Source organism: Plantactinospora sp. KBS50, from assembly GCF_002285795.1.
Lineage (GTDB): Bacteria > Actinomycetota > Actinomycetes > Mycobacteriales > Micromonosporaceae > KBS50.
On record NZ_CP022961.1, the window covers coordinates 2,797,652 to 2,821,289 of the forward strand.

Genomic DNA, 23,638 nt, shown 5'->3' on the forward strand with positions numbered 1-23,638 from the left:
CGACACCAAGGAGCAAGAGACCCATGAGCGAGACCCTGACCCGGCTGCCGTCGGCCGTCGGCGATTCCCGGGCCATGTACTGCGACCTGCTGAAGAAGGCCCTGACCCGGGTCGTCTTCCAGGAGACGTGGACGCCCTACCAGCCGCGGCCGGCCTCCGTGCACGGCCGGCTGTACGCCAGGTACAGGCACCTGCTGCAACGCCGTGGCCTGGAGCTGGTGCTGAAGTTCCCGTTCGACGCCGACGCGCGGGCCAACGGCCGGGACTGGCCGCCGGAGGCGGACACGATGATCGGCCTGCGCCGCCTCGACAACCTGGAACGGTGCATCCTGGACGTGCTGGAGCGGGAGGTCCCGGGTGACCTGATCGAGACGGGGGTGTGGCGCGGCGGAGCGGTGATCTTCATGCGCGGCATGCTGCGGGCGTACGGGGATCAGGACCGGACGGTGTGGGTGGCGGACTCGTTCCGCGGCCTGCCCAAACCGGAGCCGCACCGGCTCGCGGACGTGGAGGACGCCCTCTGGACCCAGCCGTTCCTCGCGGTCTCCCTCGAACAGGTCCAGGACAACTTCCGCCGGTACGGGCTGCTGGACGACCAGGTCCGGTTCCTGCCGGGCTGGTTCCAGGACACCCTGCCCGGGGCGCCGGTCGAGCGACTGTCGCTGATCCGGCTGGACGGCGACCTGTACGACTCGACCATGGTGGCGCTGCGCAGCCTCTACCCGAAGCTGTCCGTGGGCGGGTACGTGATCGTCGACGACTACCACGCGGTGCGCGGCTGCAAGCAGGCCGTCGACGACTTCCGCGCCGATTTCGGCATCCACGACGAACTGCACCAGGTCGACTGGACCTGCCGGTACTGGCAGCGCACCCGGTAGACCGCCGCGCCCCCCTCGCCCGGTCAGGCGCCGGGCGAGGGGGACGGCTCGGTGGCGAACCAGTCGTCGAGCCGGTCCCCGCGGATCGCCGCGAACAGGGCGGCCGAGCGCTGCTCGTCCAGCAGCACCGCGGAACCGGCCGGCGTGCTCAGATCGGCGTCGGCGACCGGTACGGTGACGAAGCGCAGCGACTCCGGGGTGATCCGGCGTACCGCCAGCGCCAGCCGGGCGAGGTCGAGATCGCGGTCGACGGTCAGCGACTCCGCCGCCGTGGTCAGCAGCCGGTCCAACCGGACCGGGTCGGCCAGCAGGTTCTCGGCGGTGGCCTTCTCCACCATCGCGGCGACCACGAGTTGCTGGTCGTGCATCCGGCCGAAGTCCTCGCCGGGTACGTTGTGGCGCTGCCGGACCAGGTCGTCGGCGGCCCGCCCGTCGAGCTGGTGGCAGCCCGCCGGCCAGGCGGTCCCGGTGTCGGCGGAGACGACCGGGTAGGGCAGGCACACCGTGATCCCGCCGAGCACGTCCACCAGCCGGCGTACGGCGACGAAGTCCGCCACCAGCACCCCGTCGAGGGTCACGCCGGTGAGCTGGTGCACGGTCTCGGCGGCCAGGGACGCGCCGCCGAACGCCAGCGCGGCGTTGATCTTGTTGGGGCCGCCGTCCCAGCTGCCCGCCCGCGCGGGGATGTCGACGTAGCTGTCCCGGGGGATCGAGACCACCGTGGCGGCGTCCCGGGCGGCGTTGAGGTGCACCAGCATGACGGTGTCCGAGCGCTGCCCGGAGTAGCTGTCCTGGTCCGGTTCCCCCTGCCGGGAGTCCGAGCCGAGCAGCAGGAGGTTCAGCGGCCCGGCGGACCAGCGGTCTCCGTGCGGCGTCCCGGTGTCCCGGCCGAGGATGTCCTCCCGGTGCACCCGGTTCTCGTACCGGTGCTGGAGGCCGAAGCCGAGCGTCACGAGGCCGGCGCAGAACACGCCGAGCAGCGCGACCAGGGCGAGTGCCGCCTTCTGCCACCCGGGTCGGCGTCGCCACCGGCCCTCCGGGGCCCTGTCACCGGTGGTCATCTCGATCCACGACCCTTCTGTGGACGGTCGGTCAGGTCACCCGCCGGAGTGGGTCGCCGCCGGGATCGGCGGGTTCGCGGCGGTCCCGGCCGGCCCGTCGGGGCCGACCCGGTTGTGCGGTCGCCGCCGCGCGGGACCGGGCCAGCCGCGCAGCCGCAGCGCGGGACCGGGCCAGCCGCGCAGCCGCAGCGCGGGGCCTTCCAGCAGGTGCCACGACGGGACGGCGAACAGGAGGGTGCCGAGCAGGGACAGCAGGATGTAGACGGTCAGCCCGTGGCTCGCGCCGCCGACGAGCGCGAGCATCTGCTGCACCGGGAAGGCGTAGATGTAGACGCCGTAGGAGTAGTCCCGGCGCCGGCCGATCCGGCGCAGCGGCCGGGGCAGGGCGGTGGCCAGGTACAGCACCAGATAGGCGTACGCGGGCAGGCCGAACGCGAAGAACCCGCCCAGCAGCATCGATGCGAGCATCACGGCCCCGGCGACCGCGGCCCCGACCGCGGTCATCGGCAGCCGGTGGGCGTACAGCCGGGCGCAGGCGCCCAGCAGGAACAGGAACCCGAGATACAGCGCCCAGCCGTAGGCGAAGCTGCCGACCAGCGGCAGCGGGCCGATCGCCCCGCGCAGCGGCGGCCGGTCGGTCCAGGCGGCCACCGTGGCCAGGTCGAACAGGACGAGCAGGTACGCGCCGGCGGCCAGGGCCAGCACCAGCCGGCGGGCCCGGCGCAGCACCGCGCAGGCCGCGAGGAGCCAGACGAACGCGTAGCAGGCGAACTCGTACCGCAGGCTCCACAGGGAACCGTCGAAGGCGCTCGGTCCGCCCTGCAACCTGCCGAACGGCGTGTCCGCCAGCAGGCCGGAGATCGGATACTGCTCCATCGAGGCGAACCAGTTGACGGCGACGTACCGCAGCGGGCCGTCGGGGTGGGTCCAGAAGCCGGTCAGGGTCCGTTGCTCGTACCAGTACACCAGGGGAGCCAGCACCAGCGCGGTGACCAGCAGGCAGACCCACAGACCGGGCAGCGTGCGCAGGGCGCGGTGCCAGGCGAACCGGCCGGGGGACAGCCGCAGCGCGCTGCCGGCGACCAGGAAGCCGGAGATGACGAAGAAGCCCTGCACCGACAGGGTGCCCAGGTCGGTCTGACCGTGTGTGAGGGAGGCGCCGAAGCTCTGCCGGGCCAGGCCCAGCGGCCAGGCGTGTGCCACCAGCACACCGGTCGCCAGGGCGAGGCGGAGGAACCCGAACGCGTTGTCGTTCGCGTCGTAGCGGCGGGCAAGGCTCGGCCTGCCCGACCGCGTGTACAGCAACTGCGCCACGTGCGCCCCCGTCGATGGAAATCGTGCGCGGACGTGCCGGCGCGTCCGCTGCTAGGCAGTATCCCCAAAAACCCATGAATAGGCAGGAAAACGGCATATCAGACAGGACGTCACGCGTGGACCCGCGGCCCGATAACCGGTGGCGCGGCCGGCGCCGCTGCCGGATGCTCGGCTGGATGTGGCCGTGAACGATGACCAGGGAGGTCGGACGTGCCCGACGTGATCAGCGACCGAGCCGGCGTACCGGTGCTGGTGTGCGACCCCGACGGCCCGGCGGTGGCCACGGAGCAGGACGCGCTGGATCTGGTCGGGGCGGCCTTCCTCGGTGCCACGGTGGTGGCCCTGCCGGCGAGCCGGCTGGACCCGCGCTTCTTCGAACTGCGGACGCGGTTCGCCGGCGAGGTGATGCAGAAGTTCATCAACTACCGGCTGCGGCTGGCGATCGTCGGCGACATCTCCGCGCACCTGGCGGCCAGCTCGGCGCTGCGCGCCCTGGTGCAGGAGTCCAACCGGTCCGGGCAGGTGTGGTTCGTCGCCGATCTGCCCGCCCTCGACGAGCGGCTACGCTCCCTCGACAGCACGCCCGGCACCGCGCGGTAGGGCGAGCAGGCTCGCCAGCGCGGTGGTGACGGGTACGGCCGTGATCAGCCCGATGGTGCCCACGGCGCTGCGGACGAGTTCCTGCGCGACGAGTTCACCGGTGAGCAGCTCACCGACCGGCGTGGTGCCGGCGGCGAAGAGCAGCATCAGCGGCAGGGACGCCCCGGCGTAGGCCAGCACGATCGTGTTGATGACGGAGGCGATGTGCGCCCGCCCGACCCGGGTGCCGGCCCGGTACAACTCCCGGAACCGGTACGCCGGGTTGGCCGCGGCCAGTTCCCGGACGGTGGCCGCCTGGGTCACCGTGACGTCGTCGAGCACCCCGAGCGACCCGATGACGATCCCGGCCAGCAGCAGGCCGCGCATGTCCACGTCCCGGTACAGGATCGACAGGTAGCTCGCGGCCTCGTCGGCGACGCCGGACAGGTGGGCCGCGGTGGTCGCCAGCGCGGACAGCAGGGCGGTGATGGTCAGGCTGGCCAGCGTGCCGGCCACCGCCACCGAGGTGGTGGTGCTGAAGCCGTGCGTCAGGTACAGCACGGTCAGCATGATCGCGGCCGAGCCGAGCACCGCGACCAGGACGGGGGACCGGCCGTCCAGGATGGCCGGAATGACGAACAGCAGCAGGACGGCGAAGGTGACGGCCAGGCCGGCCAGCGCGGTGATGCCGCGCCACCGGGCGAACGCGATCACGGCCAGCGCGAACGCGGCACCGAGCAGCCAGAGCTGGCGGGAGCGCTGGAAGTCCACGATCGAGTAGCGGTCGGTGCCGCTCGGATCGGCCAGCACGCTGAGCACGACCCGGTCGCCGGTCCGCGGCCGCACCGCGCCGGGACCGCCGGGTATCTCGGTGTCGACCTGCGTGCCGGCGCGGGCGCCGCTGGTCAGCCGTACCGTGACGGAGCCGCAGGTCACGCCCGGCGCGCCGGCCCCCGGGGTGTCCGGATCCCGGCCGGGTGCCGCGGGGCAGGGTCGCGGCGAGACCGCGCTGACCTGCCCGAGGACCCGTGGTGGCGGGCCGGCGCGGTCGGGCTGCGCAACGTCGTGCGGCCACAGCAGCAGCATGCCCAGCGCGGTGGCCAGCACCGCGGGCACGAGCAGCAACAGCGTCAGCCGCCGCCGGTCCGGCGGACGGGCACCGGGCGTGGCACGGCCGTGGCCGTGCGCGTGGGCGCCGCTCACGAAGGACGCCCGGACGGGCGCGGTTCGCGTCCCTGCACAACGGTCACGGACGATGAGCATGGCCGCCCGGGGCCGGCGCGACAAGTCGGTATCTCCGGTCGGATCGCCGACCCGCCCGGGAAGTTGTCCCGGTCGAGGGATGGTGCCGCGAGCGGATCACGGGCACACTCCTGATCGGAGATCGGCCCGAGGTGACGACCCGCCGTGGGTCGGTCTCGTGATGAGGGCGGGAGTGCGACGCCCGGCCGGGGCCGCATCATCGACCCGACGGGCTCGCACGGGCATCGAGGAGGCAGCCCGGGTGGGCGGAAAACGGTTCAGCAGGCGGTCCACGGCTCTGGCCGGGATCGGTGTTCTTGTCGCCACGATGGGCGTGGTGAGCGCGTCCTCGGGCGCGGTCGCCGCACCCGGACTGCGGCAGGCGTTCAAGCCGGTGCCGGCCGGCTCGAAGATCACCAATCTGCCGGCGGGCATGCGTGACCGGCAGGTGACGGTCATGGTGCAGCTCGGCGATGATCCGGTGGCGGTGGTCGACGCCGAGGCGGCGCAGCCGCTGTCGGCGACCCAGAAGCGGCAGCGGCAGGACCGGATCCGGCAGCAGCAGGCGCCGGTCGAGCAGAAGGTGCGCCAGCTCGGCGGTGCCGTGCTGGGCGCGTACCAGCACGCCTACAACGGCATCAAGGTACGGGTGAACGCCGGCAAGCTCGACTCGATCGCGACCGCGCCCGGCGTGGTCAGCGTGCACCCGCTGCAGACCGTGAAGCCGGACAACACCAACGGCGTGCCCATGGTCGGCGCCCCGACGGTGTGGAACGCGCCGGACAAGGTGCGCGGCGAGGGCATCAAGGTCGCCGTCATCGACACCGGCATCGACTACACGCACGCCGACTTCGGCGGGCCGGGCACCGAGGCCGCCTACACCACGGCGCACGCCCGGGAGACCGCGGCGGCCGACCCGGCCCTGTTCGGTCCCGGGGCGCCGAAGGTCAAGGGCGGCATCGACCTGGTCGGCGACAGCTACGACGCCGACCCGGGCAGCCCCACCTACCAGCCGGTGCCACACCCGGACCCGAACCCGCTGGACTGCAACGGGCACGGCTCGCACGTGGCCGGCACGATCGGCGGGTACGGCGTGCTTGCCGACGGCAGCACCTACCGCGGCGCGTACGACAGGAACACCGTCAGCGGAAACTCCTGGCTCGTCGGCCCGGGCGTCGCGCCCAAGGCCGAGCTGTACGCGGTGCGCGTCTTCGGCTGCGAGGGCTCCACCGACATGACCGTCGACGCGATCGAGTGGGCCGTGGCCAACGGCATGGACGTGATCAACATGTCGCTCGGCTCGCCGTGGGGCGCCGCCGACGCGCCCGAGTCGGTCGCGGCGGAGAACGCGACCAGGGACGGCGTGATCGTGGTCGCCTCGGCCGGCAACTCCGGTCCGGCGCCGTACATGGTGGGCAGCCCGTCCGTCTCCACCAGCACGATCAGCGTGGCCGCCAACGACCCGACCCCGTCCTTCCCGGGCGTGCACCTCTCGCTGGGCCTGGACACCGTCAACGCCAACAACGCCACGTTCGCCGACGGCACCTCGCTGCCGATCAAGGTGCTGGGCAACGGCGCCGGCGGCATCGCGCTCGGCTGCAGCGTCGAGGAGTTCGACCAGCCCGGCGTGGCCGGCGCGCTCGTCGTGGTGGCCCGCGGCACCTGCGCCCGGGTGGCCAAGGCGATCTACGGCCAGGCGGCCGGCGCCGCCGCCGTGCTCCAGGTCAACAACGTCGACTCCTACCCGCCGTACGAGGGTCCGATCACCAGCAACCCGGACACCGGCGAACCGGCGAACGTCACCATCCCGTTCCTCGGCGCGCCGTCCTCGGCCGCCGCGGCGCTGGTCGCGGCGGACGGCACCAGCACGACGCTGACCCACGTGGCCATGGACAACCCGGGCTACCGGGCGACCGCCAGCTTCTCCTCGGGCGGCCCGCGCACCGGGGACAGCTGGCTGAAGCCGGATGTCACGGCGCCCGGCGTGAGCATCTTCTCGGTCGGCGTCGGTTCCGGCACCGGGGCGGTCGCGATCTCCGGCACCTCGATGGCGGCGCCGCACACCGCCGGCGCGGCCGCGCTGGTCCGGCAGGCCCACCCCGACTGGCGCAAGGTCGCGTACTGGAAGGCGGCGATCGTCAACACCGCCGACCCGGCCGGGGTGGCCGACTACGCCACCCGGGCCGACGGCGCGGGCCTGATCCAGGCTCCGGGCGCGGTCGACACCCAGGTCATCGCGCTCGGCGACACCGGCACGGCGACGCTGAACTTCGGCTTCGCCGAACTGGACCGCAACTACAGCAAGCGCAAGGCCATCACGGTGAAGAACCTGGGCCGCTCGGCGCAGACCTTCACCGTCTCGGTGGGTAACGCGGCCGGCAGCCCGCACACCGCGCGGCTGCAGCGGACCCGGGTGACCGTGCCGGGTCACGGCCAGGCCCAGGTGCCGGTCACCCTGGAGGTTCCGGCCGCGACGGCCGGCGACTCCAGCGGGTTCCAGGACGTCTCCGGCCTGGTCACCCTCACGCCGGTGGGTCGGAGCAACGGCGGCGTCGCGCTGCGGGTGCCGTACTACCTGGTGCCGCAGGCGGTGTCGCAGGTGAGCACCCGGGTGGACCAGGGTGCGCTGCACCGGAAGGGTTCGGCCACCGCGACCACGACCAACCGGCGCGGCGTGGTCGCCGGCACCGCCGACTGGTACGCCTGGGGTCTGTCCGACGGGCGCGACGCGGCCGGCGCGGCGGACCTGCGGGCGGTGGGCGTGCAGGCCCTGCCGGCGGACGGCGCCATCGCGTTCGCGGTCAGCACCCACAACCGACTGTCCAACGCCGCCCGCAACGAGTTCGACATCTACGTCGACGTCAACGGCGACGGCACGGACGACTACGACGTGGTGGGTGTCGACCTGGGCCTGGTCACCACCGGTGACCCCACCGGCGACATGGTCACGGCGGTGTTCGACCTGCGGACCGGCGGCGGCACGCTGGAGTTCTACGCCGACGCGCCGTACGACGGCAGCACGTTCGTCCTGCCGGTGCTGATCTCGCAGCTCTGCGCGGCCGGCTCGCCCTGCCTGTCGGCGGAGAACCCGCGGCTGACCTACCACGCGGCCAGCTTCGGGATCGTCGACGGCCTGAACGACACCATCGCGGGTACCGCGAGCTTCAACGCGTTCACGCCGGCGCTCACCACGGGCATCACCGACGTGGTCGAGCCGAACCGCTCGACCACGCAGACGGTGTCGGTGAACCGGAGTGAGTTCGCGCGCACCCCGGCCAAGGGCTGGATGGTCGTCAGCCACGAGAACGCCGCCCGGAACGAGACGCAACTGATTCCGGTCAGCGGGCACTGATTTCCCGAGAGCCGCGGCCCGGGACCTGAACAGGTCCCGGGCCGCGGTGCGTCACGGGCCGGTCCGGTCCTCCCGGTTCAGCCGGTGGCCGTGCCGTTGCGGCGGCCCCGCGTACCGGGCTGGGTGGTGATCGCCGCGACCAGGTCCGCGCGGGCGCGGGCGACGCGGGACCGGATGGTGCCGACCGGGCAGCCGCAGACCCGGGCGGCCTCCGCGTAGGGCATCCCGAGCACCTGGGTGGCGACGAACGCCGTACGTTGTTCGGCCGGCAGGCCGGCGATGAGCTGTTCCAGCGCGACCCGCCGGTCGAAGCCGCTGTGCTGCCGGTCGGTGATCTCGGTCCAGGCCGGCATCGGCACGGTGTGCGGCCGGCACGCGCTGGCGCGCACGTGGTCCACCGCCACCCGGCGGGCGATGCCCAGCACCCAGGTCCGGGCCGCCGAGCGGGCGGCGAAGGAGGGCAGCGACCGCATGGCCCGCAGGTAGGTCTCCTGGGTGAGGTCGTCGGCCTCGGCCGGCGAGGCCAGACCGGCCAGGAACCGCCATACGGACTGCCGGGTCGCCCGGACGAAGGCGGCGGCGGCCGTCCGGTCGCCCCGGCCGGCCGCCAGCGCCCACGCGGTGACCTGCGCGTCGTCCGTCACCCTCGGGCTCCTTGTCGTCTCGGTGATCCGGTCCCGCCGGTCTGGCCGAGAGCCTACGCATCGATGGACATCGAAGTCTAGTGCCGGGTCGGTGCGACCTCGCCGAGCCGGACCGGGTCCGGCAGCGGCGCGGCGGCGACCGGGGCCGGCCGCCACCGGGACAACCGCAGGCTGTTGAGCACCACGAGCAGGCTGGAACAGGCCATCGCGGCGGCGGCCAGCATCGGCGTGACCAGGCCGAGCGCGGCCAGCGGAATCATCAGGCTGTTGTACGCGAAGGCCCAGAACAGGTTGACCCTGATGGTGCGCAGCGTGGCCCGGGCCAGGCCGAGCGCGTCGGCGGCGGCGGTCAGGTCGACGGTGCCGGCCTCGGCGCGGACCAGGGTGACGTCGCTGGCCTCGATGGCGAGGTCGCTGCCGGTGGCGACCGCGATGCCCAGGTCGGCCTCGGCCAGCGCGGCGGCGTCGTTGATCCCGTCGCCGACCATCGCCACGGTGCGGCCCTGGGCGCGCAGCCGGCGGATCGTCCCGGCCTTCGCCTCGGGAGTGACCTCCGCGATGACCTCGATCGGGCCGAGCCGCTCGGCGATCGCCGCGGCCGCGGCCGCGCTGTCGCCGGTGAGCAGCACCGGGCGCAGCCCGGCCGCGCGCAGCCGGTGCACGGCCGGCACGGCGGTGTCCCGCAGGTCGTCGGCCGCGGCGATCCAGCCGAGCGGCCGGCCGTCCCGGGCCACGTGCACGACCGTGGCGGTACCGGCGTTCACCTGCGGCACCGCGATGCCGTTGTCGGTCAGGTGCCGGGCGCTGCCGACCAGCACCCGGGCGCCGTCCACGACGGCACCGGCCCCGCGGCCCGGCGTCGCCCGGAAGTCGCGAGCGGCGGGCAGCGACCCGCAGCGGTCCCCGGCGGCGATCACGATCGCCTGCGCCACCGGATGCTCCGAGCAGTCCTCGACGGCGGCCGCGTAGCGCAGCAGCTCGACCTCGTCGACGCCGTCGGCCGGATGCACGGCGGTGACCCGCAGGCGTCCGGTGGTGAGCGTGCCGGTCTTGTCGAACACGACGGTGTCGATGCGGTGCGCCGTCTCCACCGCGGCGGCCCCGCGGACCAGCAGGCCGAGCTGGGCGCCGCGGCCGGTGCCGACCAGCAGCGCGGTCGGGGTCGCCAGGCCGAGCGCGCACGGGCAGGCCACGATGAGCACCGCCACCGCCACCCCCACCGCGGTGGCGGCCGGCGCGATGACCAGCCAGCCGGCGGCGGTGGCCAGGGCGATGACCAGCACGAAGGGTACGAAGACCGCGGCGACCTCGTCGGCCAGCCGCTGAATCCGGGCCTTGCCCGCCTGCGCCTGGGTGACCAGCCGGCCGATCTGGGCCAGCCGGGTGTCCGCACCGACCCGGGTGGCCCGGACCACGAGCCGCCCCCCGACGTTGACGGTGCCGCCGGTGACCGGGGATCCGGCGTCGACCTCGACCGGGACTCCCTCGCCGGTGAGCATCGCCGCGTCGACCGCGCTGGCCCCGATCTCCACCACCCCGTCGGTGGCGATCCGCTCCCCGGGGCGGACCACGAACAGGTCGCCGACGCGTAGCGCGGCCAGCGGCACCAGGCACTGCTCGCCCCGCCCGTCCAGCACGGTGACGTCCCGTACCCCCAGGTCCGCCAGCCCGCGCAGCGCCGCTCCGGCGCGGTGCCGGGCGCGTGCCTCCAGCAGCCGCCCGATCAGCAGGAAGGTGACCAGGCCGGCGCCGACCTCGAAGTACAGGGCGTGGTGGTGACCGCCGAACAGCGAGAAGGTCATCGTCACGCCCGGCCGGCCCGCGGGCGTGGCCAGCAGCGCCCACAGGCTCCACGCGTACGAGACCAGGGCACCCAGCGAGACCAGCGTGTCCATGCTGGCCGCCCGGTGCCGGGCGTTGATCAGCGCCGCCCGGTGGAACGGCCAACCCGCCCAGCCCACCACCGGGGCGGTCAGCGCCGCGACCACCCACTGCCAGCCGGTGAACTGCACGGCCGGCACCATGGACAGCACCAGGACCGGAGCGCTGAACCCCACCGCCACCCCCAGCCGCCGGCGCAGCGGATCGGCCGTCTGCGCCGGTGCGGGGCCGGGGTGCGGCGGTCGGGCGGTGTAGCCCATCGCGGTCACGGTCGCGACCAGGTCGGAGACCGGCACGGTGCTCGGGTGGGTCACGGTGGCGGTCGCGGTGGCGAAGTTGACCGACGCCCGTACGCCGTCGATGCGGTTGAGCTTGCGCTCGATCCGGTTCGCGCACGCGGCGCAGGTCATCCCGCCGATGCTCAGCGGGGTCAGGACGAGCTGCGCGGAGGCGCTCACGACGGGGCGCCGGCCAGCTCGAAGCCGGCCTCGTCCACCGCCTCCCGGACGTCGGAGGCATCCAGCGCGGCCTCACTGTGCACGGTCACCCGGGCGGCGGCCAGGTCGACAGTGACCTCCCGGACGCCGGGCAGCGCGGTCAACTCGGCGGTGACCGACTGGACGCAGTGCTCGCAGTTCATGCCAAGAACGTGGTACGTGGCTCGCACGGGACCCTCATCTCCGATGGGTGAAACTCGCACACGGGCGAGGAGCGGCTGGACGGCACCTGCCCCGTGCCGTCGGTGGACGTCGCGCCGTCGTTGGTTCCGCCGGCGCGTGACGTGTCCCGGCTCCCGCTCATGGTACGCGCCGCAGGGCGGCGGAGTTCATCGGATCGTCATCTTCCGTGCGGGTCTTGCGGCCCTCGGCTGGCCCTCGGCTGGCCCTCGGCCCTGACCTCGGCCCTGACCTCGGCCCTGACCTCGGCCCTGACCTCGGCCCGGCCCGAGGCCCGGACCTCCGCGGCGCGCAGGAACCGGCACTCCCCACGGTGGGGAGTGCCGGACGGGCGCCGCCGGACGGGTCTAGGCCGTGATGTTGTCCAGGGCGCCGTCGCGGGCCATCTGGACGATGTCCCGCAGTTGGTCACCGCTGAGCCGGATCGCGCTGCCGAAGTCGTCGGTGATGACCACCCGCTGCTCCTGCGGCGCCTGGGGGTCGACGTACAACTCGGGACAGCCGCAGTTGCAGTTGCCGCACAGGGTGAGGACGTGTACGAGACCGTTGTCTGCCATCTTTGCCTCCGATGCTCGACCTCCGATCAGGTTATGGCCGGCCCCGGGCCGCCGGACCCCGATCGCGGCGGGTTTGCCGATCGGCGCGCAACGGGGCGCCGGCGGGAACTCGGCCGCCCGCCCGCCCGACCAATAGGGACTCGTTGTCGCGGCGGCGACCGCGTGCCCACCACGGCGGGCACGACGTCGCGGCGCGGCGGCTACGGCGCGACAGCTACGGCGCGGCGTCCTCCGCGCTCGTGGTGGTCGCGGCGCTCGTGGTGGTCGCGGCGCTCGCGGCGGCGTCCGGTGCGGGCTCGGAGGGCTCGGCGGGGGTCGGCCCACCCTCGCCGTCGGGGCGCCGCCGACCGGTCCGGATCCGGTCGAGCAGCGCCAGCAGCAGCGCGGCCACGGCGACCACCAGCGCGGCCACCCCGACGGCCAGCGCCGTGCCCGGCGACTGCCAGGCCGGACCCGCCCCGTCGATCGGCATCCCGTGCTCGTCCACGTTGGCCCCGGCGCGGCGGTCGAGCCGGAGCACCACGGCCGGGTTGGCCGGCTCCTCCGCACCGTCCTCCGGCTCCTCGATCCAGGGCACCACCTGCCGGTCGGAGTACGTCTGGAGGACCTTGAACACGATCCGGTCGCCGCGCTCCGGCAACGGGCCGAGGGAGACCCGGAACTCCTGGAACTGTTCCCCGTCGATCGCCGCGTCCTCGGTCTGCGCCGTCCAGGTGATCGCGCTGACCGGCTGGCCGACCGGCGCCGAGCCGGCCCGGGTGATCGAACCCCGCTCGACCACGCAGTGCCAGCCGGGAAGCTTGTGCACCACCGCGGACTGGACCGACGCGTTGGCCGGCAGCACGACCCGCACCTCGACCGTGCTGAGGTCCGGGCGCTCGTTGGGCACCCGGAAGGTGAGCGTGGTGTAGCCGCCCGGGGCGACCCGGACCGGATCCACCGACACGTGCCCGTACGCCGGTCCGGCCGGGACGGCGACCACGGCCGCGGCGGCCAGGACCAGACCCGCCGCCCGGAATGCTCTGGCTACCCTCACCGGTGGTCCTCCCTGTCGTGTCTGCCCCGGCTCGTGCATTGCGGCGCCGGACTCCCCATCATGATGACAAGCATCGAAATGATGGCACCGTGCCCCGGGCCGGCGCGGCCCGGGGCACGGTCGGCGGCCCGGTGGAACCGGGCGAGGGTCGTCGCCCGGGTCCACCCGCCCGCCCGTCGCTCCTGGTCAGGGCTTGAGTGCGGCGGTCAACCGGTCGGTGTTGGTCCGGAAGACCGCGATCAGGTCGAGATCCGCGCCGGGATAGTTGACGATGTCCACCCGGGCGGCCCCGGGGATGTCGGGATTGGCCCCGGGCAGGTGCGCGTTGGCCAGCACCAGGGTCGGCTTCTTCGCGGTCAGCTCGGCGAGCTGGCCGGGGGTGACCGGCTCGGGTCCGTAGGTGCCCACCACCGCAAGGCCGGCGAAGTCGGCCCAGTACGCCATGAACAGATGCGCCGCCGCGTTCGGCGGCGGCGTCGGCAGGGCGGCCCGGACCTGCCCGGACAGCTCCGCGTAGGCGCTGTCGAAGCTGGTCAGCCAGGCGTCGCCCGCGGCCGTGGTGCCGAAGATGCCGGCCAGCCGCCGCACCTGCGAGGTGATCTTCGGTGGGGTGTTCTCCAGCTCGACCGGGACGAGCTTGCCGGAGCCGCCGGCCGCGTCCTTGAGCTTGGCGGCGAAGCCGTCGAACTCGGCGTACAGGATGTAGTCGGCGCCGGCCACCGCGGCCAGGTCGCTCGGCTTCGGGTCGTAGTCCGGCGGGTGCTGGACGCTGGCCGGCGCGACCACCGTGATGTCGGTGGCGCCCGCGGCCCTGGCGAGGGCGCCGACCCAGGTGGTCGAGGCGACGACCTTCGGCCCAGAGGGGGCCGGGCTCGTGCCGCCCGCCGGCGCCGGGTCCTCAGCGCTGCCGCACCCGCTGGCCGACAGGGACAGCGTCGCCACCGCCGCCAGCGCGACGGCTCGGAATGATCGCATCTCGTGCTCCTTCGGGAATGAGGTAGGTGAGCAGGGTCAGGGTCCCCGCGACGAGGACGAGGACCGGGCCGGGCGGCTGGTCCAGCAGCAGCGCGACGGTGAATCCGGCGGCGTTGCCGAGCAGGCCGAGCGCGACGGCCCAGAGCACCATCGAGCGCAGCGAACGGCCGAGATTGCGGGCGCCCAGCGCGGGCAGGATGGTCAGCGCGTCCACCAGCAGCGCCCCGGTGAGCCGGATCGAGGCGCCGATGGCCACGGCCACCACGACCAGCAGCGCGAGCAGCAGGGGGCCGGCGGCGACCCCCGAGCACAGCGCCAGCTCCCGGTCGAACAGCAGCAGCGCGAGCTGTCGCCGCCAGCGCCAGAACAGCAGGTGGACGACGAGGGTGAGGATGCCCAGGACGACGAGGTCGATCCGGCGGGTGGCCAGGATGGACCCCCACAGCAGCTCGAACGCGCCGGTGGCGTTCACCCCGGAGACGGAGAGCACGAGCAGCGCGGCGGCGATCGCGAACGTCATCAGCAGCCCCATCGCCCCGGGCAGCCCGGTGGGCCGGCGGGCCAGCGGCGCCACCCCCGCCCCGGCGGCGGCGCAGGCGGCCAGCCCGCACAGCATCGGGTCCAGGCCGGTGAGCAGGCCGACGGCGATGCCGAGCAGCGCCACGTGCATCATCGCGAACCGGACGGCGATGATGTCCAGGCCGATGATGAACACCCCGACCACCGGCAGGCCGGCCGCGCCGATCAACAGGCCGATGCCGGAGCGCTGCACCGCCGGCAGCAGGAGCAGTTCGGTCAGCTCGTGCACGGCTCAGCGCACCCGCAGCCGGCCGGCGGCCATCTCGGCCACCCGGTCGCAGGCCCGGGACATGGCCCGGTCGTGGGAGACCACGACCACGGTGACCGGCAGGCCGGCCAGCAGCGCGGCGACCTGCTCCTGGCCGTCGAAGTCCAGCGCGGCCGTCGGCTCGTCGGCGAACAGCGCCCGGGCGCCGGCGGCCACCGCGCCCAGCGCGCGCGCCAGGAACACCCGCTGGAGCTGGCCGCCGGAAAGGGTGTGCAGCGGGCGCCGGCCCAGCCCGGCCACGCCGAGCCGGCCGGCCGCGTCGCCGGCCGCGGCAGGGTCGCCGCCGCTGCCGAGCAACTCGTCGACCAGCAGCGGGAACCGGCCCGGGGCCAGCCGCTGCGGTACCCAGGCCACCTCCCGGCGCCGGCGTGCCCAGTCCGGGCCGCGCCGGGCGGACACCCCGTCGACCGTCACGGTGCCGCCGGCGATCGGGTGCAGCCCGAGGGCGGCGCGCAGCAGGGTCGTCTTGCCCGAGCCGTTGGCGCCGGTGAGCGCCACGTGCTCCCCGGCGGCGACGTCGAGGTCGACCGCGTCGACCGCGGTACGGCGGCCGTACCGGCAGGTGACCGCGGCGAAGGCGACGGCGGCGGGCGCCGGCGGTGCCGCCCTGCGCCGCTGTTGTGCCGTCATCGATCGTGCTCCCCTCCGGTCGCGGTCACGGCCGCCCGTGGGATAGGTCGGCTGGGAGCGGCAGTCAGTTCCGGATCCGTTGGGTGACACCGGCTCGGGCACCCGAAGCACGGAGTGACGGGCCGGCCCGCGCGGGGGTCCACACCGGACGCCGGGCGGCCGGGCGCCGGGTCGTTACGTTGTCCCGGTCATCAATGAAAAATTCTCGTAAATATTGACCTGCGGCGCTGGTGCGGCCAAAATCACGGCACCCATGATCCCCCACCACCCGCCCCGGGAGGGCGCCATGATCCGTCCCCGCCTGACCCTCGCCCGGACCACCGCCCGGGCCGTCGCGCTCGTCGCGGCCACCGCCGGAGTGCTGCTCGCCGCCGCCCCACCCGCCAGCGCCGCCGTCCCGTCCGGGAAGTACGTCGCGCTGGGCGACTCGTACACCGCCGGCCCGCTGATCCCCACCCAGGTCGACCTGAACTGCCTGCGCTCCAGCCGCAACTACCCGTCGCTGATCGCCGCCTCCGCCGGCTCCTCGTCGTTCGTCGACGTGAGCTGCTCGGGCGCCACCACCGCCGACATCCTCACCGGCGGCTCGACCCCGGCGCAGATCAGCGCGGTCACCTCGAACACCGCGCTGGTCACCGTCGAGATCGGCGGCAACGACATCGGCTTCTCCAGCATCATCACCACCTGCGCCCAGGACAGCCTGAGCAGCCCGCTCGGGTCGCCCTGCAAGAACAGGTACACCGCCGGCGGCACCGACCAGCTGCGGGCCAGGATCGACGCCACCGCGCCGAAGATCACCGCCGTGTTGCAGGCGGTGCACGCCGCCGCCCCCAGCGCGCGGGTCGTGGTGATCGGCTACCCGGCGATCCTGCCGGACAGCGGATACGGCTGCTGGCCGGTGGTGCCGATCGCCTTCCAGGACGTGCCGTACCTGCGCGGCATCGAGAAGGCGCTGAACTCGATGCTGGCCAGCACCGCCGCCGCCAACAACGCCACCTACGCCGACGTCTACACCCCGTCGATCGGCCGTGACGCGTGCAGCAGCAGCGGCACCCGCTGGGTCGAGGGGCTGATCCCGGCCAACGCGGCCGCGCCGTTCCACCCGAACGCCACCGGCGAGCAGGGCATGGCGACCGCCGTACTGGCGAAGCTGAACAGCTGATTCCGGCGGCCCGGCCCCACCGCGCGACGGTGGGGCCGGGCGTACCGGTCAGTCGGCGTTCTTGGCGCGGTCGGCGAGTGTCCGGTCCACCATCGACACCGCGGCGCCGAGGTAGCCCTCCGGCTCCAGCAGGTCGCGCAGCTCGTCGGCGGTGATCCGGCCGGCCAGCTCCGGCTGTGCGGGCAGTTCCTCGCCCAGCGACGACCCGTTGGCCGCCACCGCCGCGCTGGCCCGGCCCACGACGGACTTGGCGGTCGCCTTGCCGAGGATCGGCGCCAACACCGCCGCCACCCGTTCGGTGGTGATCAACCCGGTCATGCCCAGGTTGTCGCGCATCCGCTCGGCGTGCACCTCCAGCCCCTCGACGATCTCGGCGGCCGTCTCGGCGGCGCCGCCGGCCAGCCGCAGGCACTCCCGCAGCGGTTGCCACTCCGCGTGCCAGGCGCCGGCCGGCCGCTCGTCCTCGGCGACCATCGCCTGCGCGAGCACGCCGACGAGCGGACCCACCTGGAGCGCCGCGGAGATCACCATGGCCGACAGCGCCGGGTTGCGCTTCTGCGGCATCGCCGACGAGGCGCCGCGCCCCTCCGCCAGCGGCTCGCTCAGCTCCCCGATCTCGGTCCGGGACAGCACCCGCACGTCCGCGGCGATCTTCCCGATGGTGCCGGTGGCGATGGCGAGCGCGGCCGCCAGCCCCACGACCGGGGTCCGGTCGGTGTGCCAGGGCAGCACCGGCGCGACCAGGCCGGTCTCCTCGGCGAAGACGTGCGTGAGCTGTTCGGCGTACCGGCCGGGGTCGGCCTCCGGCGGCGCGTACGCGAGGTAGCCGGCCAGCGTGCCGGCCGCCCCGCCGAGCTGCACCGGCAGGCCGTCCCGGATCCGGTCCAGCTCGTCGGCGGCCCGCCGGGCGGCCTGGCACCAGCCGGCCGCCCTGAGACCGAACGTCACCGGCACCGCGTGCTGGGCGAGGGTGCGGCCGGCCATCGGCGCGTCGCGGTACCGCTCGGCGAGCGCGGCGGCGGCGGCCTCGATCCGCCGCATGTCCGCGCCGATCCGGTCCAGGCAGCGCGCGGCGATCAGCATGGTGCCGGTGTCCAGCACGTCCTGGCTGGTGGAGCCGCGGTGCACGTAGTCCGCGGCCGCCGGGTCGGTGTCGGCCACCGCCCGGGTCAGCCGCTGCACGAGGCCGACCACCGGGTTGGCGGCGGCCCGGGCCGCCAGGGCCAGGTCCCGCAGGTCGAAGCGGTCCGCGACCGCCGCGCCGGCGATCACCGGCAGCGCCCCGGCCGGCACCGAGCCGAGCCGGGACTGGGCACGGACCAGCGCCACCTCGGCGTCCAGCATCGCCTGGAGCCAGGCGCGGTCCGAGGTGAGCGCCTCGACCCGGGTGCCGGCCCAGACGGTCCCGAGCAGGCCGACGTCGGCGTCGTCGTACGGGGTCACAGCCATCAAGCGGTTCCCTTCGTGCCGCTGGCGGACAGTTGCGGCGCAGGCGCGGCCGCGTGCGCGCCGCCCGGCGTGCGCAGGGCCAGCCGGGCGATCGCGTCGGCGTCGGCCAGGGTAACCGAGCTGACCCCGGGACGGATGCCGGCCGCGGTGACCCAGTGCACGGCCTCGGTGGGCACCCCGAAGGCGAACCGGCGCGGATGCGGCCGGCCGGCCGCGTTGACCACCTGGAAGGTACGCGGGGCCACGGTCAGCCCGGCGGTCTCGTGGTGGCCGTGCCGCGGGTCGGCGAGCCGGTACGGCCGGGCCTGGTCGGTGCTGAGCATCCGGCGCAGCAGCGGGTCGGTGGTGTGCCGCACGTCGGGTTCGCCCAACCGCGCCTCGATCAGGGTCTCGGCCCGGACCCGGGAGCCCTGCACCGCGGGCGAACTCACCTCGAACCGCTGCGCGTCCCGGTCGACCACCACCCGCATGTTCGGCCCGACGATGCGCAGGATGCCGGCCTCGATCAGCGCCAGCGTCTCCTCGCTGCGCCGCACCGGCGGACCGATCGACAGGAACGCGTTCATCGGGGTGAACCAGCCGTACAGGTCGTCGCGGTGCGACCGGCCGGTCAGGCCGCCGTGGTCGACCAGCAGGCGCACCTCGTTGCGCAGGTCGCGCAGGACGTCGAGGGCGGCCTTCAGCGGGCTGGTGACGTTGCCCCGGCGCGCCTCGGCGATGTCGTGCCGCAGGTAGTCGGTGAGCCACCGCTGGAACTCGGCCGGATCGGCGAAGACCCGCCCGCCGGTCGGGTCGGTCACCGCCGGCCAGCTCCACCGGGCCGGGGGCTGGATGCCGGCCCGGTCCAGCACCGCCCGCTCCTGCGGGCTGCCCCACGGCGCCGGCAGGTACGCCTCGGCGAACTCCTCGGCGGCGGTCTTGGAACCGCGCTGCACCAGCAGGGTGCTGTAGTAGACCAGCTCCACCTCCTTGGCGATCAACGGCCAGATGTCGCGCCGGAAGTCGAGACCGCCGGCCACCGCGCCCTCGGCGCGCAGCCGGTCGATCACCGCGGGGTTGAGCACCCGGGGTTCGTGCCGTCCGAACGCGCCCTTCTCGTTCTCGCCCCGGGCGTGGTACGGCACGCCGCGCCGGGAGCCCGCGTACAGCCGCGGCTCCTGTCCGGAGGGCAGGTAGCGCAGCGCGCCGTCGGGCCGCTCGAACCGGCCGCCCCGGCCGGCGGTCAGCAGGTTGACGTAGTCGAAGAAGCAGAGGCCCAGGCCGCGCAGCAGGACCGGCTCGCCGGGGCGTACCCGCCGCAGGTCCGCGTCGGCGGGGTTGGTGGGCGCCAGGTAGCGCAGCCCGAACTCGCGGGCGAAGGTCCGCAGCGTGGACTCCTCGCCGGTGGGCGCGCTGGGCACGTGGCCCTGGGCCAGCACCACGGCGTCCACGTCGGCGATGGCGGTGCCGTCGTCCAGCAGCACCCGCTGGGTGCCCTCCGGACCGTCGTCGGACAGCTCGACCACCTGCCGGGCGTGGGCGCAGACCAGCACCCCCGGCGGGGCGTCGCGGACCACCCGGTCGAAGACCCAGCGCAGGTACTGGCCGTAGAAGGCCCGGGTGGGGTAGGTGTTCGGGCCGATCCCGCGCGCCTCCTCCCGGATCCAGCCGTCCACGCCGTCCACGCCGTCCGCCTGGCCGGCGGCGGCCACCCGGCGGGCCCAGGTCTCCAGGCTCGGTCCGGGCACCACCGGCCCCGACATCCGTACCGTCTCGTCGGTGAACATGGTGATCTGCGAGGCCACCGTGTTCATCAGCAGGTGCCGGCTCTGGTCGGTGCGCCAGACCTTGCCCGCGCCGGGCGGGTACGGGTCGATCAGGTGCACCATCACCGTCCGCTCACCGGCGTTGGCGCAGATGCGTTCGAGCACCGAGAGGCCGCGCGGTCCGGCGCCGACGATGCAGATCCGGATGGGGAAGTCGGTCATACCTTGTCCTTTCGCCGCTGCCCGACGCGGCCGGGGCGCCGATCGGGTCGTCGACCCGGTCGGCGTCCGCCCGGCGGCGGGAGCCGCGGTTCCAGCGGCGTCCGCAGAACGTCGCTGGTCGAGAACGGGTACAGCGGACACGGCCGCGCCGTTCGCGGGGAACGGCCAACCCCGGGCCTAGGGCCGGTGCGAGCACGGGCTAACCAAGGTCGTCGGCGGCGTCGGCCAGCAGCATCACGCCGAGCATCTTCGGCCGCCATTGGTAGTAGGACTGGAGCTTGTGGTCCTCGCCGGACGGCGAGGCCGTGATGGCGTAGACGAACCTGCGGTCCTCGGGGTCGTGCGGGGCGTTCTTTATGAAGTGCTCGATCGTCGGATCGAGGTCAACGGGAAGCGCGGTGGGGTCCGGGGTCATCACCGCGAAGCAGATCCGCTCGACCCGCGGCGAGTCCCAGCTCAACGTCACGTAGATGCCGAATGCCTGCTCGCCGAGGCGTACCAGCTGCTCGCTCGGGGCCGGCAGGTCCAGGTCGCGCAGCATCGAACGCATGCTGGCGGCCGTGAAGCACTCGGCCGGCGGCGTGCCGAAGTACACGTTCATGGTCCTGGCCCGATGGTCGATGCCGATCAGGCTGCCCTTGTCCTCCAGGCCGTACCGGGCGAAGAAGTCCAGGTTGCGGCCGAGGCTGGCCGGCATGGTGGGGATTGCAGCGAGCGTGGACAGGTGCTGCATGTCGTCCGCGGGAAAGAACGACCAGGTCTTCTTGAAGCCGCCCACCACGCCGAAGTCGATGCCGTAGCAGTCGATCGGGCAGTGTTCCCGCAGGTCCGACAGGAGCGCGTCGGACGGATGGCCGGTCCGGGCGAGCAGGCCGCGGGACACCGCCACGTCGTACGGGTCGACGTCCTTCGGGAGCATCATGAACCGGCAGTCGAGGTCGCCGGCGTTGCGGGTGCCGGTCGCCACCCGGAAGGCGATCACCGACTGCGCGAGGGACGTCCCGTACGCGGTCAGGATGGGCCACACGGTGTCGTGCGGGCAGGGCACGTCCAGCAGTTGGGCGGATTCCGCGATGGCCGAGTAGAGACCTGCCAGCTGCGCGGTCTCGGACATTCATCCTCCAAGGGTCGGATCGGGCGGCGGTGGGCGTCCGGGGCCGGTCGGGCGGCGGTGGGCGTCCGGGGCCGGTCGGGCGGCGGTGGGCGTCCGGGGCCGGCCCGGCTACCGGGCGATCACCAGCGTCGCCGGCGACGGGGTGGGCTCGAAGCTGACCTCCTCGAAGCCGGCCTTGGCCAGCCAGCCGCGGTAGTCGGCGCGCCGCCAGGTGCCGCCCTGCTTGCTCTTGAGCAGCATCTCGGCGCCGAACATCAGCGCGAACGGCGGCCCGCCGCGGTCGTCGTCGACGACGAAGTCGCAGATCACCAGGGTGCCGCCGGGCTTGAGCGCGCCGCGGATCTTCGCGAACATCGCGACGTTGTCCTCCGGCCCCTCCTGGTGGGCGATGTGCGAGTAGACCGCGATGTCGTACCGGGCGGTGCCGAACCCGGTGCTGTGGAAGTCGCCGTCGATGCAGGTGAACCGGTCGGCCACGCCCCGTTGCGCCAGCAGCCGGCGGGCGATCGCGTTCACCGGTGCCCAGTCGAGCTGGGTGGCCCGGGCCGCCGGGTTGAGCCCCAGCCAGATCGCCGAGTAGATGCCCGAGCCGCCGCCGATGTCCAGGATCGAGACGGCACCGGCGTCGGCCAGCCCCAGCAGGTCGGCGGCGGCGGTCGCGACCGGCACGGACTGCGCGGCGATGGCCGGGACCACCTCCTCCCAGTGCGGGTTGTCGGCGACCTCCACCGCGGCGTCCGTCACCGGGCCGCCGGCGCGGACCACCTCGGGCAGCGCGGCCAGGCTGCCCATGTGGGTCAGCTTGAGCCGGGCGAAGCTGCTCAGGCAGGTGGGCTGGCCCTCGACCAGGTAGGCCGCCGCCTCGGCCGTGTTGCGGTAGCCGGCCCCGTGCGACTCGACCAGCCCGAGACTGACCAGCCCGTCGAGCAGGGTCTGCGCGCCCCGCTCGGAGATCCCGGCCCGTTCGGCGATCCGCTCGGCGGTGTCCGCGCCGGAGGCGAGGTGGGTGAAGAGCGCGTGGCTGGCCGCCGCGCCCAGGATTCCGGTGGCCCAGTAGCCGTTGATCAGCTGCATGATCCGCTCGGGCGTCGGCTGGCTGCTGGTCATGCTGCCCCCTCCTGGGTGCCGTGCGGGCGCGCGTGGGTCCGCAGCGCGCCGCGCAGGACCTCGGCGACCCGGTCGACCTGGGTCATGGTGAGTTCGGCGTGCATCGGGATCGCGAGGTTGCGCGCGAAGAGGTCCGCCGACACCGGGCACTGCTGCTTGGCCTCGTACACCGGTTGGCGGTGGCACGCCCAGGTGCCGTGCCCGGCGCCGATGCCCTGCGCCCGCAGGTCGGCGGCCAGGCCGGCCCGGTCCACCCGGGGGTCCAGCGTGACCAGGTAGGACTGCCAGGCGTGGGTGCGGTCCGCCGGGACGTGCGGCAGGGTGAGCAGATCCTCGCCGGCGAGCCGCTCGGCGTAGCGGGCCGCGACGGCCCGGCGGCGCTCCAGCAGCTCCTCCACCCGGTCGAGCTGGACCTGCAGGATCGCCGCGGCGATGTCGGACAGCTTGTAGTTGTAGCCGACGTCGGTGAACACCGGGATCGGCAGCCCGACGACCTTGGCCTGCTCGAAGATGCTGCCGATGCCGAACGACGAGCGCAGCCGCGCGTCGGCCGCGTGCGCCGGGTCGGTGGTCAGCAGCGCCCCGCCCTCGCCGCTGGTGGCGCCCTTGCGGCCGTGGAAGGAGAGGCAGCCGATCGGCGCGAGGGCGCCGGCCGGGCGACCCCGGTACGTCGCGCCCACCGCGCAGGCGGCGTCCTCGACGAGGAACAGGCCGTAGCGCTCGGTGATCGAGGTCAGCTCCGCGTAGTCGGCGGGCAGTCCCACCGTGTCCACCGCGATCACGCCCACCGTCCGCGGGCCGATCAGGTCCGCCACCGCCTGCGGATCCACCGTGCCGGTGTCGGCGCGTACGTCGGCGAAGACCGGCACCGCGCCGACGTAGCGCACCGCGTGGGCGGGCGCCGGGAACGTGTAGTCGGCGACGATCACCTCGTCGCCCGGGCTCACCCCGAGGGCGAGCAGCGCCAGGTGCAGCGCGGCGCCGCAGTTGCTGACCGCCACGGCGTCGCCGACCCCGTAGCGCTCGGTCAGCCGGGCCTCCAGCGCGGCGCCGCGCGGGCCCTGGCCGGCGGGCCAGCCCGAGGCGAACACCTCCGCCACGGCGGCCAGTTCGCGGTCGCCCAGACTCGCGTGTACCAGGGGAATCGTGTCCATCGTGGGCACCTT

The 23,638-nt window shown here is 74.1% G+C and carries 20 protein-coding genes; 4 read left to right on the forward strand and 16 right to left on the reverse strand.

Annotated features, from left to right (window positions below):
* Positions 1–23 precede the first annotated feature (23 nt).
* Positions 24–878: a TylF/MycF family methyltransferase gene (locus tag CIK06_RS12380; protein WP_198348219.1), complete on the forward strand. Its 855-nt coding sequence runs from the start codon at positions 24–26 to the stop codon at positions 876–878.
* Positions 879–901: 23 nt separating this feature from the next.
* Here the strand turns inward: CIK06_RS12380 and CIK06_RS12385 are convergent, their stop codons facing one another.
* Together CIK06_RS12385 and CIK06_RS12390 are read right to left on the reverse strand one after the other, a co-directional pair.
* On the reverse strand, positions 902–1,939 hold the full coding sequence (locus tag CIK06_RS12385) for an LCP family protein (protein ID WP_095564955.1): 1,038 nt from the start codon (positions 1,937–1,939) through the stop codon (positions 902–904).
* A 36-nt stretch (positions 1,940–1,975) separates the two neighbouring features.
* Entirely contained in the window at positions 1,976–3,253 is a 1,278-nt protein-coding gene (locus CIK06_RS12390) for an acyltransferase (RefSeq protein ID WP_095564956.1), read from the reverse strand.
* A 210-nt stretch (positions 3,254–3,463) separates the two neighbouring features.
* On the opposite strand from CIK06_RS12390, the gene CIK06_RS12395 reads away from it, so the two are divergent.
* Positions 3,464–3,853: a DUF4180 domain-containing protein gene (locus CIK06_RS12395; RefSeq protein ID WP_095564957.1), complete on the forward strand. Its 390-nt coding sequence runs from the start codon at positions 3,464–3,466 to the stop codon at positions 3,851–3,853.
* Here CIK06_RS12395 and CIK06_RS12400 read toward each other — a convergent pair.
* Positions 3,815–5,035 (reverse strand): YibE/F family protein, encoded by a 1,221-nt coding sequence (locus tag CIK06_RS12400; RefSeq protein WP_232534178.1) that lies wholly within the window; start codon positions 5,033–5,035, stop codon positions 3,815–3,817. The genes CIK06_RS12395 and CIK06_RS12400 overlap by 39 nt on opposite strands.
* A gap of 376 nt (positions 5,036–5,411) precedes the next feature.
* On the opposite strand from CIK06_RS12400, the gene CIK06_RS12405 reads away from it, so the two are divergent.
* The gene (locus tag CIK06_RS12405; RefSeq protein WP_157756728.1) at positions 5,412–8,426 is read left to right on the forward strand and encodes a S8 family serine peptidase; all 3,015 of its coding nucleotides are present in this window, start codon (positions 5,412–5,414) and stop codon (positions 8,424–8,426) included.
* A gap of 77 nt (positions 8,427–8,503) precedes the next feature.
* Here CIK06_RS12405 and CIK06_RS12410 read toward each other — a convergent pair whose 3' ends face one another.
* From CIK06_RS12410 to CIK06_RS12445, 8 genes are all read right to left on the reverse strand, one after another.
* Entirely contained in the window at positions 8,504–9,070 is a 567-nt protein-coding gene (locus CIK06_RS12410) for a sigma-70 family RNA polymerase sigma factor (RefSeq protein ID WP_095564959.1), read from the reverse strand.
* 77 nt (positions 9,071–9,147) lie between these two features.
* The gene (locus tag CIK06_RS12415) at positions 9,148–11,361 is read right to left on the reverse strand and encodes a cation-translocating P-type ATPase (protein ID WP_095567766.1); all 2,214 of its coding nucleotides are present in this window, start codon (positions 11,359–11,361) and stop codon (positions 9,148–9,150) included.
* A 44-nt stretch (positions 11,362–11,405) separates the two neighbouring features.
* Entirely contained in the window at positions 11,406–11,591 is a 186-nt protein-coding gene (locus tag CIK06_RS12420; RefSeq protein ID WP_095564960.1) for a heavy-metal-associated domain-containing protein, read from the reverse strand.
* A gap of 384 nt (positions 11,592–11,975) precedes the next feature.
* The gene (locus CIK06_RS12425) at positions 11,976–12,185 is read right to left on the reverse strand and encodes a hypothetical protein (RefSeq protein ID WP_095564961.1); all 210 of its coding nucleotides are present in this window, start codon (positions 12,183–12,185) and stop codon (positions 11,976–11,978) included.
* A gap of 214 nt (positions 12,186–12,399) precedes the next feature.
* A complete protein-coding gene (locus CIK06_RS12430; RefSeq protein ID WP_157756729.1) occupies positions 12,400–13,221 on the reverse strand; it encodes a YcnI family protein in 822 nt (273 codons plus the stop codon).
* A gap of 186 nt (positions 13,222–13,407) precedes the next feature.
* The gene (locus CIK06_RS12435; protein WP_095564963.1) at positions 13,408–14,196 is read right to left on the reverse strand and encodes a metal ABC transporter solute-binding protein, Zn/Mn family; all 789 of its coding nucleotides are present in this window, start codon (positions 14,194–14,196) and stop codon (positions 13,408–13,410) included.
* On the reverse strand, positions 14,120–15,004 hold the full coding sequence (locus tag CIK06_RS12440) for a metal ABC transporter permease (RefSeq protein WP_095564964.1): 885 nt from the start codon (positions 15,002–15,004) through the stop codon (positions 14,120–14,122). Before CIK06_RS12440 ends, CIK06_RS12435 begins: the two co-directional genes overlap by 77 nt.
* Positions 15,005–15,007: 3 nt before the next feature.
* Positions 15,008–15,673 (reverse strand): metal ABC transporter ATP-binding protein, encoded by a 666-nt coding sequence (locus tag CIK06_RS12445; protein ID WP_095564965.1) that lies wholly within the window; start codon positions 15,671–15,673, stop codon positions 15,008–15,010.
* Positions 15,674–15,959: 286 nt separating this feature from the next.
* Here CIK06_RS12445 and CIK06_RS12450 point away from each other — a divergent pair, with 286 nt between their 5' ends.
* A complete protein-coding gene (locus tag CIK06_RS12450; protein WP_095567767.1) occupies positions 15,960–16,835 on the forward strand; it encodes an SGNH/GDSL hydrolase family protein in 876 nt (291 codons plus the stop codon).
* Positions 16,836–16,883: 48 nt separating this feature from the next.
* Here CIK06_RS12450 and CIK06_RS12455 read toward each other — a convergent pair whose 3' ends face one another.
* The 5 genes from CIK06_RS12455 to CIK06_RS12475 form a co-directional block, all read right to left on the reverse strand.
* Positions 16,884–18,284 carry an adenylosuccinate lyase family protein gene (locus CIK06_RS12455; protein ID WP_095564966.1) on the reverse strand — a complete coding sequence of 467 codons (1,401 nt, stop codon included), beginning with the start codon at positions 18,282–18,284 and terminating at the stop codon, positions 16,884–16,886.
* Entirely contained in the window at positions 18,284–20,251 is a 1,968-nt protein-coding gene (locus tag CIK06_RS12460) for an FAD/NAD(P)-binding domain-containing protein (protein WP_095564967.1), read from the reverse strand. Before CIK06_RS12460 ends, CIK06_RS12455 begins: the two co-directional genes overlap by 1 nt.
* Positions 20,252–20,450: 199 nt before the next feature.
* Positions 20,451–21,365 (reverse strand): aromatic prenyltransferase, encoded by a 915-nt coding sequence (locus CIK06_RS12465; protein WP_095564968.1) that lies wholly within the window; start codon positions 21,363–21,365, stop codon positions 20,451–20,453.
* Between the two features lie 108 nt (positions 21,366–21,473).
* Complete coding sequence (locus CIK06_RS12470; protein WP_095564969.1) at positions 21,474–22,472, reverse strand: class I SAM-dependent methyltransferase; 999 nt, start codon at positions 22,470–22,472, stop codon at positions 21,474–21,476.
* Complete coding sequence (locus CIK06_RS12475; RefSeq protein ID WP_095564970.1) at positions 22,469–23,626, reverse strand: DegT/DnrJ/EryC1/StrS aminotransferase family protein; 1,158 nt, start codon at positions 23,624–23,626, stop codon at positions 22,469–22,471. Before CIK06_RS12475 ends, CIK06_RS12470 begins: the two co-directional genes overlap by 4 nt.
* Positions 23,627–23,638 lie beyond the last annotated feature (12 nt).

Bases quoted from the DNA above. Each gene is read 5' to 3' on its own strand.
- CIK06_RS12455 (WP_095564966.1), bottom strand. From the start codon at position 18,284: ATGGCTGTGACCCCGTACGACGACGCCGACGTCGGCCTGCTCGGGACC.
- CIK06_RS12460 (WP_095564967.1), bottom strand. From the start codon at position 20,251: ATGACCGACTTCCCCATCCGGATCTGCATCGTCGGCGCCGGACCGCGC.
- CIK06_RS12475 (WP_095564970.1), bottom strand. From the start codon at position 23,626: ATGGACACGATTCCCCTGGTACACGCGAGTCTGGGCGACCGCGAACTG.
- CIK06_RS12470 (WP_095564969.1), bottom strand. From the start codon at position 22,472: ATGACCAGCAGCCAGCCGACGCCCGAGCGGATCATGCAGCTGATCAAC.
- CIK06_RS12450 (WP_095567767.1), top strand. From the start codon at position 15,960: ATGATCCGTCCCCGCCTGACCCTCGCCCGGACCACCGCCCGGGCCGTC.
- CIK06_RS12465 (WP_095564968.1), bottom strand. From the start codon at position 21,365: ATGTCCGAGACCGCGCAGCTGGCAGGTCTCTACTCGGCCATCGCGGAA.
- CIK06_RS12435 (WP_095564963.1), bottom strand. From the start codon at position 14,196: ATGCGATCATTCCGAGCCGTCGCGCTGGCGGCGGTGGCGACGCTGTCC.
- CIK06_RS12445 (WP_095564965.1), bottom strand. From the start codon at position 15,673: ATGACGGCACAACAGCGGCGCAGGGCGGCACCGCCGGCGCCCGCCGCC.
- CIK06_RS12385 (WP_095564955.1), bottom strand. From the start codon at position 1,939: ATGACCACCGGTGACAGGGCCCCGGAGGGCCGGTGGCGACGCCGACCC.
- CIK06_RS12425 (WP_095564961.1), bottom strand. From the start codon at position 12,185: ATGGCAGACAACGGTCTCGTACACGTCCTCACCCTGTGCGGCAACTGC.
- CIK06_RS12415 (WP_095567766.1), bottom strand. From the start codon at position 11,361: ATGACCTGCGCCGCGTGCGCGAACCGGATCGAGCGCAAGCTCAACCGC.
- CIK06_RS12380 (WP_198348219.1), top strand. From the start codon at position 24: ATGAGCGAGACCCTGACCCGGCTGCCGTCGGCCGTCGGCGATTCCCGG.
- CIK06_RS12420 (WP_095564960.1), bottom strand. From the start codon at position 11,591: ATGAACTGCGAGCACTGCGTCCAGTCGGTCACCGCCGAGTTGACCGCG.